The sequence below is a fragment of the Pseudomonas sp. GD04091 genome, from assembly GCF_029836165.1.
GTDB lineage: Bacteria > Pseudomonadota > Gammaproteobacteria > Pseudomonadales > Pseudomonadaceae > Aquipseudomonas.
This window is the reverse complement of record NZ_JAOEBG010000001.1, coordinates 574,423-590,072: the sequence shown is the minus strand read 5'-3', so window position 1 is coordinate 590,072 and position 15,650 is coordinate 574,423. Positions and strand designations below refer to the sequence as shown.

Annotated in this window: 14 protein-coding genes; 3 read left to right on the top strand and 11 right to left on the bottom strand. The window is 65.2% G+C overall.

The window, feature by feature from the left end; all coding sequences use genetic code 11:
- Window positions 1–60: 60 nt before the first annotated feature.
- The 3 genes from N7422_RS02875 to plsB all read right to left on the bottom strand — a co-directional run bounded on the left by N7422_RS02875 (window position 61) and on the right by plsB (window position 3,797).
- Complete coding sequence (locus N7422_RS02875; protein ID WP_279805067.1) at window positions 61–750, bottom strand: DUF4197 domain-containing protein; 690 nt, start codon at window positions 748–750, stop codon at window positions 61–63.
- A 33-nt stretch (window positions 751–783) separates the two neighbouring features.
- Window positions 784–1,182 carry a YbaY family lipoprotein gene (locus N7422_RS02870; protein ID WP_279805065.1) on the bottom strand — a complete coding sequence of 133 codons (399 nt, stop codon included), beginning with the start codon at window positions 1,180–1,182 and terminating at the stop codon, window positions 784–786.
- A 125-nt stretch (window positions 1,183–1,307) separates the two neighbouring features.
- Window positions 1,308–3,797, bottom strand: a complete 2,490-nt coding sequence (plsB, locus tag N7422_RS02865) for a glycerol-3-phosphate 1-O-acyltransferase PlsB (protein ID WP_279805063.1) — start codon at window positions 3,795–3,797, stop codon at window positions 1,308–1,310.
- 227 nt (window positions 3,798–4,024) lie between these two features.
- Here plsB and N7422_RS02860 point away from each other — a divergent pair, with 227 nt between their 5' ends.
- A complete protein-coding gene (locus N7422_RS02860; protein WP_011535295.1) occupies window positions 4,025–4,234 on the top strand; it encodes a cold-shock protein in 210 nt (69 codons plus the stop codon).
- Window positions 4,235–4,318: 84 nt separating this feature from the next.
- Here the strand turns inward: N7422_RS02860 and N7422_RS02855 are convergent, their stop codons facing one another.
- The 4 genes from N7422_RS02855 to N7422_RS02840 all read right to left on the bottom strand — a co-directional run bounded on the left by N7422_RS02855 (window position 4,319) and on the right by N7422_RS02840 (window position 9,470).
- A complete protein-coding gene (locus N7422_RS02855; RefSeq protein ID WP_279805061.1) occupies window positions 4,319–4,696 on the bottom strand; it encodes a hypothetical protein in 378 nt (125 codons plus the stop codon).
- Between the two features lie 17 nt (window positions 4,697–4,713).
- On the bottom strand, window positions 4,714–5,526 hold the full coding sequence (locus N7422_RS02850; protein ID WP_279805060.1) for a putative RNA methyltransferase: 813 nt from the start codon (window positions 5,524–5,526) through the stop codon (window positions 4,714–4,716).
- Entirely contained in the window at window positions 5,526–6,677 is a 1,152-nt protein-coding gene (gene dapE / locus N7422_RS02845; RefSeq protein ID WP_279805059.1) for a succinyl-diaminopimelate desuccinylase, read from the bottom strand. Before dapE ends, N7422_RS02850 begins: the two co-directional genes overlap by 1 nt.
- Before the next feature lie 201 nt (window positions 6,678–6,878).
- Window positions 6,879–9,470 carry a glycosyltransferase gene (locus N7422_RS02840; protein ID WP_279805057.1) on the bottom strand — a complete coding sequence of 864 codons (2,592 nt, stop codon included), beginning with the start codon at window positions 9,468–9,470 and terminating at the stop codon, window positions 6,879–6,881.
- A gap of 242 nt (window positions 9,471–9,712) precedes the next feature.
- On the opposite strand from N7422_RS02840, the gene tcdA reads away from it, so the two are divergent.
- On the top strand, window positions 9,713–10,522 hold the full coding sequence (gene tcdA / locus N7422_RS02835) for a tRNA cyclic N6-threonylcarbamoyladenosine(37) synthase TcdA (RefSeq protein ID WP_279805056.1): 810 nt from the start codon (window positions 9,713–9,715) through the stop codon (window positions 10,520–10,522).
- Window positions 10,523–10,545: 23 nt separating this feature from the next.
- Here the strand turns inward: tcdA and N7422_RS02830 are convergent, their stop codons facing one another.
- The 4 genes from N7422_RS02830 to N7422_RS02815 form a co-directional block, all read right to left on the bottom strand.
- Window positions 10,546–10,956, bottom strand: coding sequence for a SufE family protein (locus tag N7422_RS02830; RefSeq protein WP_279805055.1), 411 nt, complete (start codon window positions 10,954–10,956; stop codon window positions 10,546–10,548).
- The gene (locus N7422_RS02825) at window positions 10,953–12,158 is read right to left on the bottom strand and encodes a cysteine desulfurase (RefSeq protein ID WP_279805054.1); all 1,206 of its coding nucleotides are present in this window, start codon (window positions 12,156–12,158) and stop codon (window positions 10,953–10,955) included. Before N7422_RS02825 ends, N7422_RS02830 begins: the two co-directional genes overlap by 4 nt.
- A gap of 81 nt (window positions 12,159–12,239) precedes the next feature.
- Complete coding sequence (dapD, locus tag N7422_RS02820) at window positions 12,240–13,274, bottom strand: 2,3,4,5-tetrahydropyridine-2,6-dicarboxylate N-succinyltransferase (protein ID WP_279805053.1); 1,035 nt, start codon at window positions 13,272–13,274, stop codon at window positions 12,240–12,242.
- Between the two features lie 42 nt (window positions 13,275–13,316).
- The gene (locus tag N7422_RS02815) at window positions 13,317–13,664 is read right to left on the bottom strand and encodes an ArsC family reductase (protein WP_279805052.1); all 348 of its coding nucleotides are present in this window, start codon (window positions 13,662–13,664) and stop codon (window positions 13,317–13,319) included.
- Between the two features lie 282 nt (window positions 13,665–13,946).
- Here N7422_RS02815 and N7422_RS02810 point away from each other — a divergent pair, with 282 nt between their 5' ends.
- On the top strand, window positions 13,947–15,593 hold the full coding sequence (locus N7422_RS02810) for a Na+/H+ antiporter (protein ID WP_279805051.1): 1,647 nt from the start codon (window positions 13,947–13,949) through the stop codon (window positions 15,591–15,593).
- Window positions 15,594–15,650: the final 57 nt, after the last annotated feature.

Here is a 15,650-nt window from a genome sequence, read left to right as displayed (position 1 = left end):
CGCGGGTCAAGCCCGCTCCCGCGGTGGGAGGGGCTTGACCCGCGATCGGCGCCTGACGCTTCAGAGCGCGCCGAACACCTTCTTGGCCAGGCTGGTAGCGGCACCAGCCGGGTTCTGGCGAATGCTCTCTTCCTGCTTGGCGATCATTTCGAACAGCCCGTCCAGGGCTTTCTCGGTCACGTAGTTCTCGATGTTCGCGCTCTTGGCGTCGACCACGCCCAACGAGGCGGCCTGCCCGGCGAAGTTGTTGTACTGCTGGGCCAGGCCGACCTTGTCGGTGGCCTGCTTGACGATCGGCAGGAACTTGGCGCGGATCTGCTCGCGGCTGCTCTTGTTCAGGTACTGCGTAGCCGAATCCTGGCCACCGCTGAGGATGCCCTTGGCATCGGTCACGGTCATCTTCTTCACCGCGTCCACCAGGATCGCCTGAGCCTGCGGCACGGCGGCTTCGGCGGCCTTGTTCATGCTGGTTTCCAGGGCTTCGACCTGTTCACCCTTGCCGAACATCTTCATTGCCTTGGCGGCTTTGCCCAGGTTGCCCGGCAATTCGATGCGCACGTCCGGGTTGTTGTTGAAGCCACCTGGGGTGCTCAGTTGCTTGACGGCAATCTGCGCGCCTTGGGTCAGGGCGTCCTTCAGGCCGCCGGAGGCGTCGCTCTGGGACAGGTCGCCGAGCGACAGGGCCAGGGCGCTGGCCGACAGCAGCAGGCCGGCGCACAGGGTGGTGAAGCGCAGAGAGGTGCGAATCATGGGGATTTCCTTATGGGCAGAATGGAACGGGGCTCAGCGAACCGGATCGACTTTGATCCGCACCGGCTGCGCATCGCTGCCGTCGAGCTTGACGCCATGATGCTCGGTGTTGATGAACAGCAGCTTGCCGTCCAGTTCGATGCGCGCGCTGACCGCATAGCGGTGGCCGGGCTTGATCTGGGCCGGGTCGTAGCTGAGGTGGAACGGCAGCGGTACGTTGCCTTTGACCGGGCCGGCCTGGCTGGCCAGGGTCACGGCGGGGGCATCCATCAGCGAGACGTCCTGGAGGGCGACGCTCAAGGTGGCGGCTGGCGGCAGGGCGATACGCTGCAGGTAGAAGACTTCGCCATCCAGGCTGGCCTGGTTCGACGGGGTGTTGCTGGAACAGGCCGCGAGCAGGGATGCGCAACACAGCATAAAGAGCTTTTTCATGGAATCTCCGGTGTCCGTTGGGCTGGCTTGTGGCCAACCTCGGGGACTTTAGCGGATTTTCGTTCGGCGTGCGGCCTCCGATATTGGGGCCGCTGCACAGCAGCCCCTGTCAGCCCAAGACTTTGTCACTCGGTTACCACAGGCTCCGGCGTTTCATCGCGGTGCAACGCCACCTGGCGGATCGACAGGCGCAACTCCGCCGACAACACGCGCTTGGCCACGCCCTCGGCCAGTTCGGCGAGCTTGTCGTGGTAGCCGAGCTTGCCGTTGTCGTCGGGTTGCAGCACGTCTTCGCGCACCAGGGTCTGGATGAAGTGGCGGAACAGGGTCTTGTCGAAGAACTCCGGCGCGTTCAGCCCGTGCAGGATCGACAGGCGCTGGGCCATCATCACGCACAGTTCTTCGAGTTCTTCCGCGCTCAAGCTGTGCTGGCCGCTGTTGAGCAGCAGCGAGGTGGCCATGTAGAAGCGCTGGAGGGTCTGGGTGATGGTGCGAGCCAGCAGCGTCAGCAGGACGAACTGCCGCGAACTGGGCGCCGGACGCATGTAGATGTCCTGTTCCTGGCGCAGCAGTCCCTGCTCGACCAGCGCCGCCAGCCACTGGTCGATCACCTCGTCCAGTTGCTCGGGCGTCCAGCGCAGGAACAGCTCGGCCTGCAGGTAGGGATACAGCGCGCGCACATACTGGCCCAGCAGTTCACGGCTCATGCGCGAGCTGCTGAGGAAGAAGCTGGCCAGCAGCCCGGGCAGGGCGAAGATGTGCAGCACGTTGTTGCGGTAGTAGGTCATCAGCACCGCGTTGGCTTCGTCCAGGTAGAGGATGCGGCCCAGCGCGTCCTTCTGCTCGGCCAGCAGGTCCATGCCCAGCACATGCTTGATCAGCGCCTGGCCATCGCCTTCGGGCAGCGTTGTGTGCGGCGAGTACGGCACCTGGCGCAGCAGGGCCAGGTACAGGTCGAGCACACGGGTCAGGGCGCGCTCGTCCAGGGCCAGGCGGCTGGTGGACAACAGCGCCAGTGCCACCAGGTTGACCGGGTTGATCGCCGCGGCCTCGTTCAGATGGCGGGCGACGGTCTCGCCCAGGCGCGTGGTCGTGTCGTTGAGCCAGGCGGGGCGGAACTGGGGGGCCAGGTCCTGTTGACGCCAGCCGGGCTGCTGCTGGTCGAGGAAGGCGTTGAGGCGGATCGGCTCGCCGAAGTTGACGTACACCTGGCCGAATCGCTGCTTGAGCGCGCCGATGACCTTGAAGATGTCGAAGATCGACTCCTTCTTCTTGCTCGCGCCACGCAGTTCGCCCAGGTAGGTACGGCCTTCCAGTACCCGCTCGTAACCGATGTACACCGGCACGAACACGATCGGCGTGCGCGACGAGCGCAGGAAGCTGCGCAGGGTGATCGCCAGCATGCCGGTGCGCGGCTGCAGCATGCGCCCGGTGCGCGAACGCCCGCCTTCGACGAAGTACTCCACCGGGAAGCCCTTGGTGAACAGGGTATGCAGGTATTCGTTGAACACCGCCGTGTACAGCGGGTTGCCCTTGAAGGTGCGGCGCATGAAGAAGGCGCCACCGCGGCGCAGCAGGCCACCGATCACCGGCATGTTGAGGTTGATGCCGGCGGCGATGTGCGGTGGGGTCAGGCCGTTACGGAACAGCAGGTAGGACAGCAGCAGGTAATCGATATGGCTGCGGTGGCAGGGCACGTAGATCACTTCGTGGCCCGGGGCGATGCCCTGCACCTGCTCGATATGATTGACCTTGATGCCGTCGTAGATCTTGTTCCAGAACCAGCTGAGCACCACTTCGAGGAAGCGGATCGCGGTGTAGGTGTAGTCCGAGGCGATCTCGTTGCCGTAGTGCAGCGCCTTGGCTTCGGCCTTGGCGTAGGGGATCTTCTCGCGTTCGGCCTCGTCGCTGATGGCCTGGCGCACCAGCGGATCGTGGACCAGGCCCTTGACCAGGTTGCGCCGGTGCGAGATGTCCGGGCCGATCACCGCGGTCTTCAGGTTGCGAAAGTGCACCCGCATGATGCGTTGGGCCATGCGCACGGTGCGCTCCTGGCCCTTGTTGTGTTCGACCAGCTCACGCAAATGGATGGGGGCGGAGAACTGCACCCGAGTCTTGCGTCCGAGGACAAGAATGCTCAGCAGTCGGCGCAGGCGCCCGGTGACTGCCCAGCTGTCGGCGAACAGCAGCTTCCAGGGGCTGGACTCGCTGGCCGGGGTCTGGCCCCAGAACACGCTCACCGGAATGATCTGCGCGTCCTCTTCGGCGTGCTGGCTGATCGCTGCCACCAGGCGCTCCAGTGTCGGTGGCGCGCCGCGCTTGTCCTGGCGGCCGAGCCAGTCCGGCTCGGGGGTCAGGTAGAAGAAGGCCGCGGGCTCCTGTAGCGGACCGACGGCCACGGGCAGCACCGGGCGTGGCAGCCCGGCCTTGGTGCATTCGTGATCGATCACGGCCAGGTCGGTGAGCGACGGCGAGGGCAGGGCATAGAACACCGGCCGGCTGCGATCGAGCTTGAGGGTGAGCGAGGATTGGTTGATGGTCTCGGAGCGCACCCACAGGTACAGAACGCGACGCAGGGCGCCGAAGATGAGGCGGCGCAGGGGGGAACGGGTCATGGGGGTGAGGCCCTGGTGAAGTTTCGGTGTTTTGCAGGCCGTTAGTCTGCCGTATCTGCGTAAGTTCAGCAAAATTCGGCAAAAAATCGCCCTGTCATGAATTTTTTTTGTTCCCTGTCATATACTCGGCCTGCCGCTTGCAGGATATTTCGGCAAGCTGCGTAGGCGCGGGGGGTGAACCCGTGTCGGCAAGGCGATCTTCAAAATAAAAATCCGGAGTAGTTCAGATGTCGTCTCGTGAGACTGGGAATGTGAAGTGGTTCAACGATGCCAAGGGTTATGGCTTCATTCAGCGCGAAGGTGGTGCGGACGTGTTCGTCCACTATCGGGCTATCCGCGGTGAGGGGCATCGCACCCTGGTCGAGGGGCAACAGGTTGAATACGCCCTCGTGCAAGGCCAGAAAGGCCTGCAGGCCGAGGACGTCGTCGGTCTCTGACCGCCTTCTGAAGCGGTGAGCTTCAAGCTGCAAGCTGTCCGTGGAGCTTGCAGCCTGATGCGATCGAACGCGAAGTTCTGCGCTTCAGTGCGTGCGCCAGGTGATTTCCTGTTCACCGTCGGCGCTGATGCGGATCCAGCGATCGGCATCTTCTTCCCCGTCTTCCTCGGTCCAGCTACCCGGCGCGCAACGCACTTCCACGTTGAGTGCGGCAAAGGCCGCGCGGGCGCAGGCGATGTCGTCGGTCCAGGGCGTCTGGTCGCTTTCCAGGTACAGACTGTTCCATTTCCCTACAGCTTTCGGTAACCAGGTGACCGGGATGTTACCGGCGGTGCATTTGAACGTCTGGCCTTTCTGCTTCCATTCGCTGCACGGGCCGAGGGCCTGGGTGAGCCAGTCGGCGATCTGCTTGTGATCGACGTCGTCGTCCTTGAGGTAGATCTCGATATCGGGTTGACGCATAAGGGGCTCCAGTGTGCTCAGTCTTGGCGCACGAAATAGTCATAACGCATGGAAACGGTGACCTCGAACGGTTCGGGTTGGTCGATCACCCGTGCGCGCTTCTCGGCGCTGGCGCGCCAGCCGTGCGGCGTCATGGCCAGCAGGTCGGCGCGGGCCTTGGCTTGAGCCAGGCTCAGGCGGAACTCGAGGATCTCGCCGTGGGCGTGGGCCATGCCTGGCGGGACCAGGGCCAGGTGCTTGTCGTCGGCGTAGGGGCGCACTTCATCGTAGAGCACCTCGCGCAGTTCCATCAGGTGGCCGCTGGTCGGCCCCACGCGCATCAGGCCGCCGCCGGGGGCGAGCAGGCGCATGGCCTCCTGCCAGTCGAGCGGGCTGAACACGCTGGCGATGAAGCCGCAGCTGGCATCGGCCATGGGCACGCGGGCCATGCTGGCGACCATCCAGGTCATCTCGAGGGCGCGACGGCAGGCGCGCTTGACGGCCTCGCGGGAGATGTCCAGGGCATAGCCATCGGCAGCCGGCAGGGCTTGGGCGATCTGCGCGGTGTAGTAGCCTTCGCCACAGCCGATGTCCAGCCAGGCCTGTGGCTGGCGCTCGGCGGCCAGCTCGGCCAGGCGGCGGGCCACGGGGGCGTAGTGGCCGGCGTCGAGGAAGTCGCGGCGGGCTTCGACCATGGCCTGGTTGTCGCCCGGGTCGCGGCTGTTCTTGTGCTGAACCGGCAGCAGGTTCAGGTAGCCCTGGCGGGCGCGGTCGAAACGATGGCCGGCGGGGCAGGCCACGCCGTTGTCGAGCCGCGCCAGGGGCGCCTGGCAGAGTGGGCAGGCGAGCATCAGGCGAGCAACCGCACCAGGGTCTGGTAGTAGATCTCGGTCAGCAGGTCGAGGTCGCTGGCCAGGATGCGCTCGTCCACCTGGTGGATGGTGGCGTTGACCGGGCCGAGTTCGACCACCTGGGTACCCATGGTGGCGATGAAGCGGCCATCGGAGGTGCCGCCGCTGGTGGACGGTCGCGTCTCGCGGCCGGTGACCGCCTTGATGCTCGACGACACCGCATCGAGCAGTTCGCCCGGCTCGGTGAGGAACGGCAGGCCCGACAGTGCCCAGTCGATCGACCACTCCAGCTGATGCTTGTCGAGGATCGCCGCGACTCGTTGCTGCAGGCCTTCGACCGTCGATTCGGTGGAGAAGCGGAAGTTGAACAGCGCGGTCAGATCACCCGGGACCACGTTGGTGGCGCCGGTGCCGGAGTTGAGGTTGGAGATCTGGAAGCTGGTCGGCGGGAAGAACGCGTTGCCTTCGTCCCAGTGCTCGGCCGCCAGTTCCGCCAAGGCGGGCGCGGCAAGGTGGATCGGGTTGCGGGCCAGGTGCGGGTAGGCCACGTGGCCCTGCTTGCCACGCACCGTCAGCTTGGCGCCGAGCGAGCCACGGCGGCCGTTCTTGACCACATCGCCGAGCAGGGTGGTGCTCGACGGTTCGCCGACGATGCACCAGTCGAGGCGCTCGTTGCGCGCCTTGAGCAAATCGACCACGGCCTTGGTGCCGTGATGGGCCGGGCCCTCCTCGTCGCTGGTGATCAGGAAGGCCACCTTGCCACGGTGATTCGGGTAGTCCTGCACGAAGCGCTCGCTGGCCACCACCATCGAGGCCAGGCTGCCTTTCATGTCGGCGGCGCCACGGCCGCAGAGCATGCCATCGGCATCGATCAGCGCGTCGAACGGCTCATGCTGCCATTGCTGCACCGGGCCGGTGGGGACCACGTCGGTGTGACCGGCGAAACACAGCACCGGACCGTCCTGGGTGCCATGAATGGCCCAGAAGTTGTCCACGTCTTCGAAGCGCATGGGCTCGAGCTGGAAGCCTACGGCGCCCAGGCGGTTCATCATCTGGGTCTGACAGTCGGCGTCGACCGGGGTGACCGAGGGGCGACGGATCAGGTCGCAGGCCAGTTGAAGGGTGGGCGAGAGCTCGGCTGGGGCCGTCATTGAAGGACTCCGGGGCAAGGCAAGGCGGGGAAAACAGAGGGGCGTTATCTTATATCAAACTGACAGGCCAATGGGGCCGCTGTGCGGCCCTTTCGCGACACAAGGCCGCTCCCACAGGAGTTGCACAGGCCTTCTGGGCTGCGGTGATCCTGTGGGAGCGGCCTTGTGTCGCGAAAGGGGCGCAACGCGCCCCCGGCGATCTCAAGCCTGTTGTGGCTCTGCAACCTTCTCAGCGGGCTTGGGCAGCGACGACAGCAACGCCATCACCAGCGCCGCCAGGTACGGCAAAGACTGCACCAGCAGCATCGCCACCCAGAAGCGCATGTCCGAACTCGGCAGTCCCTGTACCAGGTAGATCCCCAGCGCCGCGCCCCACAGCAGCAACATGATGAACAGCTCTTCGCGGGCTTCGGAAATCGCCACCAGCACGCCATGGCTGTCGGCGTTCTTCGGTGTGCGGAAGAACGGCATGCTGCTGGTGAAGAAGCCGTACAGCACCGCCTTGGCGATGGTGTGCGAGAGCGCCAGCCCTGCCAGGGCGGCGGCGAAGGCATCCTTCAGGTTGACCCCCACCGCCCGGCGGTAGAGGAAGACGATCTTGCCGACCTTGAAGAAGAACAGCGCCAGTGGTGGGATGGCGAACATCATCAGCGGCGGGTCGACCCGGTGCGGCACGATGATCATCGCCGCCGACCACAACAGCGCGCCGACGGTGAAGAAGATGTTCATGCCATCGGCGATCCACGGCAGCCAGCCCGCCAGGAAGTGATAGCGCTGGCCGCGGGTCAGCTCGCTGCCCTTGCCGCGCAGCAGGGCGGCGGCGTGGTGCTTGATGATCTGGATCGCGCCGTAGGCCCAGCGGAAGCGCTGCTTCTTGAAGTCGATGAAGGTGTCGGGCATCAGGCCCTTGCCGTAGCTGTTGTGGGCATAGGCGGCCGACAGGCCCTTTTCGAACACCCGCAGGCCCAGCTCGGCGTCTTCGCAGATGCACCATTCGGCCCAGCCCAGCTCCTCGAGCACGGTGCGCCGGGTCATGGTCATGGTGCCGTGCTGGATGATCGCGTCACGGTCGTTGCGGGTGACCATGCCGATATGGAAGAAGCCTTTGTACTCGCTGTAGCACAGCTTCTTGAAGGCGCTTTCGTGCTGGTCGCGGTAATCCTGGGGCGATTGCACCACGGCGATCTTCGGGTCGGCGAAGTGCGGCACCATGTGCTTGAGCCAGTTGCGGTCGACGCAGTAGTCCGAGTCGATCACGGCGATCACCTCGGCGTCCTTGGCCGTATGCGGGATCAGGTAGTTCAGTGCACCGCCCTTGAAGCCTGCGAGGGGCGCGACGTGGAAGAACCTGAAGCGCTCGCCGAGCTTTTCGCAATGGGCCTTGAGTGGCTCCCACACGGCAGGGTCCTTGGTGTTGTTGTCGATCACCAGCACCTCGAAGTCCGGGTAGTCCAGCGCGGCGAGGGCGTCGAGGGTCTGCTTCACCATCTCCGGCGGCTCGTTGTAGCAGGGCACGTGGACCGAGACCTTGGGTCGATAGGCGCTGTCGCCCTGCACCGGCAGGAATTCCCTTCGTCGCTTGTGGATCCATACCGCCTCGGCCAGTTCGTGGGCTTCGGTCAACAGCACGATGAACACGCCCAGAGCGCCCAGTGCCAGCAGCACGCCCACGGTCAGGCTGAACCAGGTGCTGTATTGCTGGCTGTAGTCATAGGCGATCCACACCAGAACCGAACCGCACAGGAAGGTGATGAAGGTGAGGAAGGTGCGCCCGCGCTGGCGCAGGGCCGAGCCGTCGATCAGCAGGATGGCCAGGGCGATCATCGCCAGCACCACCGAGGCCACGGCCAGGGCGCGCCATTGCGGGATCGCCACGATCGGGCCTTCGAAGTTGAACTTCTGCTGCCGCTCGGCGTTGTAAACGCCCCAGTAGGCGCCCACCGAACCTTCGTCGCTGGCCTTCCATGGCTGGTCGTAGGCTTCGATGACGAAGTAGTTGTAGCCGCGCCGATTGAGGGTGTTGACCAGGGTGCGCAGGTAGATGGCCTGGTCGGCCTGGGTGGCGTCGGCACCGCCGCGCATACGGCCGTTGCTCGGCCAGCCAACCTCCGAGAGCAGCAGTGGTTTGCGTGGGAACTGCTTGCGCAGCTCGCGGGCACGATCCAGGACGAACTGCACCGAGTCCTTCATGGGTACGAATTCCCAGTACGGCAGAATGTGCGCGGCGACCAGGTCGACGTGCTTCGCCAGTTCGGGATGGTCCTTCCAGATATGCCACTGTTCGCTGGTGGTCACCGGTACCTTCACCGCCGCGCGCACCCGATCGAGGTAACCGATCAGTTGCTCGGGGGTGACTTCCTCGCGGAACAGGGCTTCGTTGCCCACCACCACGCGCACCACGCTGCGCGCTGTGTTGGCCAGGCCGATAGCCTTTTCGATCTCGCGCTCGTTACGCTCCAGGTCGTTGCTGATCCAGATGCCCAGCGTCACGCGCAGGCCCAGTTCCTCGGCCAGGCGCGGCACTTCGGCCTGGGTGCCTTCGACGGTGTAGGTGCGGATGTTGTCAGTCAGCTTGTTCAACTGCTCCAGGTCCTGGCGTATTTCGTCTTCGCTCGGATACTGGCCTTTTTGCGGACTCTGGCCCAGACGGAAGGGCGAATAGGAGAAACCGGAGATCTGCTCCGGCCAGGCGGGGGCGGAGACCGGGCGGTTGATCAAGGCCCAGAACCCGGTGAACAGCGCGGCGATGGCCAGGACCACCACCAGGTTGAGACCGAACTTGCGTGATGACATAGGTGTTCGAGATTCCGAAGAAGGGAGCGGGGCGGGGCCGCCAAGGCGTGAGTCCTACACTGCCGATACGGGACATCCGTTGGATTTTCGGATGAGGATGAAGTTCTGAACCCGCTCGGTTGTCGTCCAGATCAGAGTGATCAATAGGACATTAAAGCAGGGTTGGTACGACTGTTTCCAACGGCAGTCCTTAATCGCGCCGCTTGGCCTATAATGCGCGCCGGTTTTTTCGAGGTAGAGCCATGAGCACAGAAGATCCACGCTTTGCCGGCGTCGCCCGGCTGTACGGCGACGACGGCCTGCAACGCCTGCGCCAGGCCCATGTGGCCATCGTCGGTATCGGCGGGGTCGGTTCGTGGGCGGCCGAGGCCTTGGCCCGTAGCGGCGTGGGCGAGATCACCCTGTTCGACCTCGATGATGTCTGCGTGAGCAACACCAACCGCCAGGCCCATGCCCTCGAAGGCCAGGTCGGTCGACCCAAGGTCGAAGTGATGGCCGAGCGCCTGCAAGCGATCAACCCGGCTTGCACGGTGCACGCGGTGGCCGACTTCGTCACCCGCGACACCATGGCCGAGTACATCACCGAGCAGATGGACTGCGTGATCGACTGCATCGACAGCGTGATGGCCAAGGCCGCGCTGATCGCCTGGTGCCGGCGGCGCAAGATCGCCATCGTCACCACGGGAGGGGCGGGTGGGCAGATCGACCCGACCCAGATCCAGATCGGCGACCTGAACAAGACCTTCAACGATCCGCTGGCGTCGCGGGTGCGCTCGACCTTGCGTCGCGACTACAACTTCTCGCGCAACACCAGCCGCAACTATGGCGTGCCGTGCGTGTTTTCCAGCGAACAGCTGCGTTACCCCAAGGGAGATGGCAGCGTGTGCCTGCAGAAGAGCTTTGTCGGTGAGGGTGTACGCCTGGACTGTGCCGGTGGCTTCGGCGCGGTAATGATGGTGACCGCGACGTTCGGCATGGTGGCGGCGAGCAAGGCCGTGGAGAAGCTGGTGGGCGGTGCCAGGCGTCCTTCGGAGCGGGTCAAGCCTGAATAAGCCCGCGACGAGGGCGGCACGATTCAGCGGTTGGACGCTCGCTCGGCCATCCGCTGCAGTACCGCATTCAACCCATTGCTTCGCGATGGCGATAGCTGGCGCTCCAGTCCCAGCGATGTGAACCAGCTTGTCAGATCCAGTCCTTGCAACGCTACGCTGGACGCTCCCTGAACCCTGACCAGCAACAGCGCCAGCAGTCCGCGCAACAAGCGCGCATCACTGGCCGCTTTGAAATGCCACTGGCCGTTTTCCTCAGCGGCCACCAGCCAGACCAGGCTTTCGCAGCCGTGCACACGGTTTTCCTCGCACTTTTCCGCGTCCGTCAAAGGTTCGAGGCGGTCCCCCCATTGCATCAGCAGGCGGGCCCGTTGCTCCCAGCCACGCGCCTGCTGGAAGCTTTCCAGCGCCTGGCTGGCCTCTGGCGAAAGGCTCATCGCAAAAGCTCCAGGCCCTGGTCGAGCGCCTCGAAGAATCGTTGCAGGTCGTCGCTGTCGGAGTAGAGCCCCAGCGAGACGCGGATCGCGCCATCGAGCCCCAGGCCTTTGAGCAGGGGCATGGCGCAGTGATGTCCGGCGCGAACGGCAATACCCTGTTCGGTCAGTAAATGGGCGATATCGGCGTTGTGCACACCTTCTATGACGAAGCTGGCCAGCGCTGCCTGGGGCGCGCCGAGCACACGAATTCCTTCGCGATCAGCCAATCCTCGCAGCAGATGCCGGTGCAGGCTGGCCTCATGAGCGGCCACGGCACTGGCGTCCAGGCCTGCCAGGTAGTCCAGGGTGGCGCCCAGGCCGATGACGCTGGCTATCGGTGGGGTGCCGGCCTCGAAGCCCAAGGGAGCCGGGCGGAAGCTGGCCTCCTGGTAGTCCGCCAGCTGGACCATTTCGCCGCCGAACTGCCAGTGGCGCAGCAGCGCCAGCGCCTGGGAACGGCCGTACAGCACGCCGACGCCGTCCGGGCCGTAGAGCTTGTGACTGGAGAACACATAGAAGTCGCAGTCCAGCTGCTGAACGTCGTGTCGGCCATGCACCACGCCCTGCGCACCATCGATCACGCTCAGCGAGCCCTGGGCCCGGGCATGGGCCAACAGTGGCGCCAGCGGCTGCCAGGTGCCCAGCACGTTGGACAACTGGCTGACCGCGAGCAGCCGGGTACGCGGGCCGATCATCTGCAGGGCGCGTTCCAGGTCGATCTGGCCCTGGTCGTTCACCGGCAACACCACCAGGCGCAGATCGCGGCGGTGCGCCAGCTGTTGCCAGGGCAGCAGGTTGGCGTGGTGCTCGAGGGCACTGACGGCGATCTCGTCGCCGGGCGCGAAGCGATGTTCCAGGCCATAGGCCAGCAGATTCAGTGCCGAGGTGGCGCCGTGGGTGAAGACGATCTGCCGTGCCTGCTCGGCGTTGAGCCAGGCGGCCACCTTGTCACGGCTGCTCTCGAAGGCCTGGGTCGCCAGGGCGCCCGGCAGGTGTTGGGCCCGGTGCACGTTCGCCGCGCCATGGCCGTAATAGTGGTTCAAGGCATCGAGCAGGGCCTGGGGCTTCTGAGTGGTGGCGGCGCTGTCCAGGTAGGTCTGGTGCTGCCGTTGCAGGGCGGCGATGGCGGGGAAGTCGGCACGCCAGGGAGAGGGCTGGAACATGTTCGCGAAGGCCTGGAATGAAAAATCGGATCTGGCTGCAAAGCCAGATCCGATCTTATCACTTCAAACCCGGGCAGGTTCTCAGTTGTGGGCGTGCAGGGCCTCGTTCAGCTCGATGGCCGACTTGTGGGTCTTGCACTCCACGGCGCCATTGAGCGAATTGCGGCGGAACAGCAGGTCGGTCTGGCCGGCCAGGTCGCGGGCCTTGACCACCTTGACCAGCTGGTTGTTCTCGTCCAGCAGGTTCACCTTGGTGCCGGCGGTGATGTACAGGCCGGCCTCGACGGTGTTGCGGTCACCCAGCGGGATGCCGATACCGGCGTTGGCGCCGATCAGGCAGCCTTCGCCGACCTTGATGACGATGTTGCCGCCACCGGACAGGGTGCCCATGGTCGAGCAGCCGCCGCCCAGGTCCGAGCCCTTGCCGACGAACACGCCGGCCGAGACGCGGCCTTCGATCATGCCTGGGCCTTCGGTGCCGGCGTTAAAGTTGACGAAGCCTTCGTGCATGATCGTGGTGCCTTCGCCGATGTAGGCGCCCAGGCGCACACGGGCGGTGTCGGCGATACGCACGCCGGCCGGGACCACGTAGTCGGTCATCTTCGGGAACTTGTCCACCGAGAACACTTCCAGCAGCTCACCCTTGAGGCGCGCTTCCAGTTGCAGCTGGGCCAGCTCGGCCAGGTCGACGGCGCCCTGGTTGGTCCAGGCGACGTTGGGCAGCAGCGGGAAGATGCCGGCCAGCGACACGCCATGCGGCTTGACCAGGCGGTGCGACAGCAGGTGCAGCTTGAGGTAGGCCTCCGGGGTCGAGGTCAGGGCGCCGTCTTCGGCCAGCAGGGTGGCGACCAGCGGTTTGTGGCTTTCGGCCAGGCGGGTCAGCAGGGCGGCCTGGGCAGCGTCGACGCCCTTGAGCGCGTCGGCCAGCTGGGCGGCTTGGGCGGTAGTGAAGGCGATGGCCTGGTTGCCCCCTTCATAGCCGAGCACCGGTGCGACGGCCGCGACCAGCTCGGCGGACGGCTTGAGCACCGGTTGCGCGTAGAAGACTTCCAGCCAGGCGCCCTGGCGGTTTTGGGTGCCGACACCGAAGGCCAGGCTGAACAGCGATTGAGACATGCGATTACCTCATGCGAAAAGGGGATGGAGCGTAATGCGGGATCAGGCCAGCGCGGCGGCGTACAGGTCGGGCTTGAAGCCGACCAGGGTGCGGTCACCGAGGTCGAGCACCGGGCGCTTGATCATCGACGGTTGGGCGAGCATCAGCTCGACGGCCTTGGCCTGGTCGAGGTCGGCCTTGCTGGCGTCGTCGAGCTTGCGGAAGGTGGTCCCGGCGCGGTTCAGCACGACTTCCCAGCCGTGCTCGTCGCACCAGCGGTTGAGGCTGTCGCGGTCGATGCCCTGAGTCTTGTAGTCGTGGAACTCGAAGCCGATGGCCTTTTCTTCAAGCCAGGTACGGGCCTTTTTCATGGTGTCGCAGGCTTTGATGCCGTAGAGAGTGTAAGCCATTGAATGCCTGGGGCCGCCGGGATGAACCTGACGTCCCCGATACTCCTTGAAGATTGGGTGGGGCCGATTATGCGGCATCGATGGGGCTGGCGCCACGGCCGCGGGGCGGAAGGCGCGGGACGATATGTGTCACGGCGTCTCGCGTCGCATTGTGTTACATATTCGCGGGCCGGCTGCGACTATGGTGCAGCGGTCCACGCTAGCCGGTGACCGCTAACATATTGTTTCAATAGCGATGTTGCGCCTTGTCGTCGTTTGTCGAATCACACAGGAAGCTTGCCGATGCAGTCAGCCTATACCGTTCTTATCCTGCTGATGCTGGTGAGCGTGTCGAAACTGGTGGGGCGTGTGCTGCCGCTGCCGTTGCCATTGGTGCAGATCGCTGCCGGGGCCTTGCTTGCCTGGCCGACCCTGGGCCTGCATGTGGCGCTGGACCCCGAACTGTTCCTGTTCTTGTTCCTGCCCCCGCTGCTGTTCGCCGACGGCTGGCGCATGCCCAAGCGCGAGCTGTGGCGCCTGCGCGGGCCGGTGGTGGCGCTGGCGGTGGGGCTGGTGCTGTTCACCGTGGTCGGCGCCGGCTATTTCATCCACTGGCTGCTGCCGAGCATTGCGCTGCCGGTCGCCTTCGCCCTGGCGGCCGTGCTGTCGCCCACCGACGCCGTGGCCGTGTCGGCCATCACCCAGGATCGTCTGCCGACTCCCCTGATGCATATGCTGCAGGGTGAGGCGCTGATGAACGACGCCTCGGGCCTGGTGACGTTCAAGTTCGCCCTGGTGGCGGCCATCACCGGCGTCTTCTCGCTGACCGAGGCGAGCCTCACTTTCGTCCTGGTCGCCCTGGGCGGCCTGGCGGTGGGCGTGGCCTTGAGCTGGCTGGTCGGGCGCCTGCGCATGTGGATGATCACCCGGGGCTGGGATGATCCGGCGACTCACGTCGTGTTCATGCTGTTGCTGCCATTCGCGGCCTACGTGCTGGCCGAGCGACTGGGTGTGTCGGGCATCCTCTCGGCGGTGGCCGCCGGCATGATGCAGAGCTGGCTCGACCTGCTGCCGCGCCAGACCAGCACGCGCCTGCTCAATCGCAGTGTCTGGTCGTTGCTGGAGTTCGCATTCAATGGCCTGATCTTCCTCCTGCTGGGGCTGCAGTTGCCGGACATCATCAAGGCGGTGGTCAGCGATGAGATGACCGTCTGGCCGACACTGGCCTGGCGCTGCCTGGACGTGGTGGCGATCTTCGCTGCCCTGGTCTTGCTGCGCTTCGTCTGGGTACAGAGCATCTGGCGGGCGATCGGTATGGTGCGCCGCTGGCGCGGCAAGCCCGAACTGGTACTCATGCCGACCGCGCGCTCCTGCTGGCTGCTGACCCTGGGCGGGGTGCGCGGGGCGGTGACCCTGGCCGGCGTCATGTCGGTGCCCTTGCTAATCGGGGCCGGCAAGGCGTTTCCCGAACGGGACCTGCTGATCTTCATTGCCGCCGGGGTGATCCTGTTGTCGCTGATCTGTGCGGTGATCGCCTTGCCGATCCTGCTGCGCGGGATCACCAAGAGCCCGGACGAACGTTTGCATCAAGAGGTGCAGGAGGCCTGGCGGCGTACCGCCGAGGCGGCGATCCACGCCCTCGAGGCGGAAGAGGTGATCGATGCCAACGCGCCGCAGGATGCCGCCCAGGCCACCCTGGCCACCGAGCTCAAGGCGCGCCTGATGGCCGAGTACCGGGATGAGCTGGACAGCTACAACGACACCGCCGAGGCCCGTGCGCTGGCCGAGCAGATGGATCTGCTGGAGCGCCGTCTGCGCCTGCGCGCGCTGCGGGCGCAGCGGCTGGAACTGTACGAGCTGCATCGCCAGCATCTGGTGGGCGATGAGGTGGTGCGGCAGGTGCTGGGAGACCTGGACCTGAGCGAGGCGAACCTGGGCTCGGTCAGGTAGAGCGGTTGATGTCCCTTCGCGGGCAAGCCCGCGAAGGGTCTGTCTTGCGACCCTGTT

What these genes read in the sequence shown, in the direction of transcription:
- N7422_RS02875 (WP_279805067.1), bottom strand. Translation starts at nt 750, where the DNA reads ATGATTCGCACCTCTCTGCGCTTCACCACCCTGTGCGCCGGCCTGCTG.
- N7422_RS02870 (WP_279805065.1), bottom strand. Translation starts at nt 1,182, where the DNA reads ATGAAAAAGCTCTTTATGCTGTGTTGCGCATCCCTGCTCGCGGCCTGT.
- plsB (WP_279805063.1), bottom strand. Translation starts at nt 3,797, where the DNA reads ATGACCCGTTCCCCCCTGCGCCGCCTCATCTTCGGCGCCCTGCGTCGC.
- N7422_RS02860 (WP_011535295.1), top strand. Translation starts at nt 4,025, where the DNA reads ATGTCGTCTCGTGAGACTGGGAATGTGAAGTGGTTCAACGATGCCAAG.
- N7422_RS02855 (WP_279805061.1), bottom strand. Translation starts at nt 4,696, where the DNA reads ATGCGTCAACCCGATATCGAGATCTACCTCAAGGACGACGACGTCGAT.
- N7422_RS02850 (WP_279805060.1), bottom strand. Translation starts at nt 5,526, where the DNA reads ATGCTCGCCTGCCCACTCTGCCAGGCGCCCCTGGCGCGGCTCGACAAC.
- dapE (WP_279805059.1), bottom strand. Translation starts at nt 6,677, where the DNA reads ATGACGGCCCCAGCCGAGCTCTCGCCCACCCTTCAACTGGCCTGCGAC.
- N7422_RS02840 (WP_279805057.1), bottom strand. Translation starts at nt 9,470, where the DNA reads ATGTCATCACGCAAGTTCGGTCTCAACCTGGTGGTGGTCCTGGCCATC.
- tcdA (WP_279805056.1), top strand. Translation starts at nt 9,713, where the DNA reads ATGAGCACAGAAGATCCACGCTTTGCCGGCGTCGCCCGGCTGTACGGC.
- N7422_RS02830 (WP_279805055.1), bottom strand. Translation starts at nt 10,956, where the DNA reads ATGAGCCTTTCGCCAGAGGCCAGCCAGGCGCTGGAAAGCTTCCAGCAG.
- N7422_RS02825 (WP_279805054.1), bottom strand. Translation starts at nt 12,158, where the DNA reads ATGTTCCAGCCCTCTCCCTGGCGTGCCGACTTCCCCGCCATCGCCGCC.
- dapD (WP_279805053.1), bottom strand. Translation starts at nt 13,274, where the DNA reads ATGTCTCAATCGCTGTTCAGCCTGGCCTTCGGTGTCGGCACCCAAAAC.
- N7422_RS02815 (WP_279805052.1), bottom strand. Translation starts at nt 13,664, where the DNA reads ATGGCTTACACTCTCTACGGCATCAAAGCCTGCGACACCATGAAAAAG.
- N7422_RS02810 (WP_279805051.1), top strand. Translation starts at nt 13,947, where the DNA reads ATGCAGTCAGCCTATACCGTTCTTATCCTGCTGATGCTGGTGAGCGTG.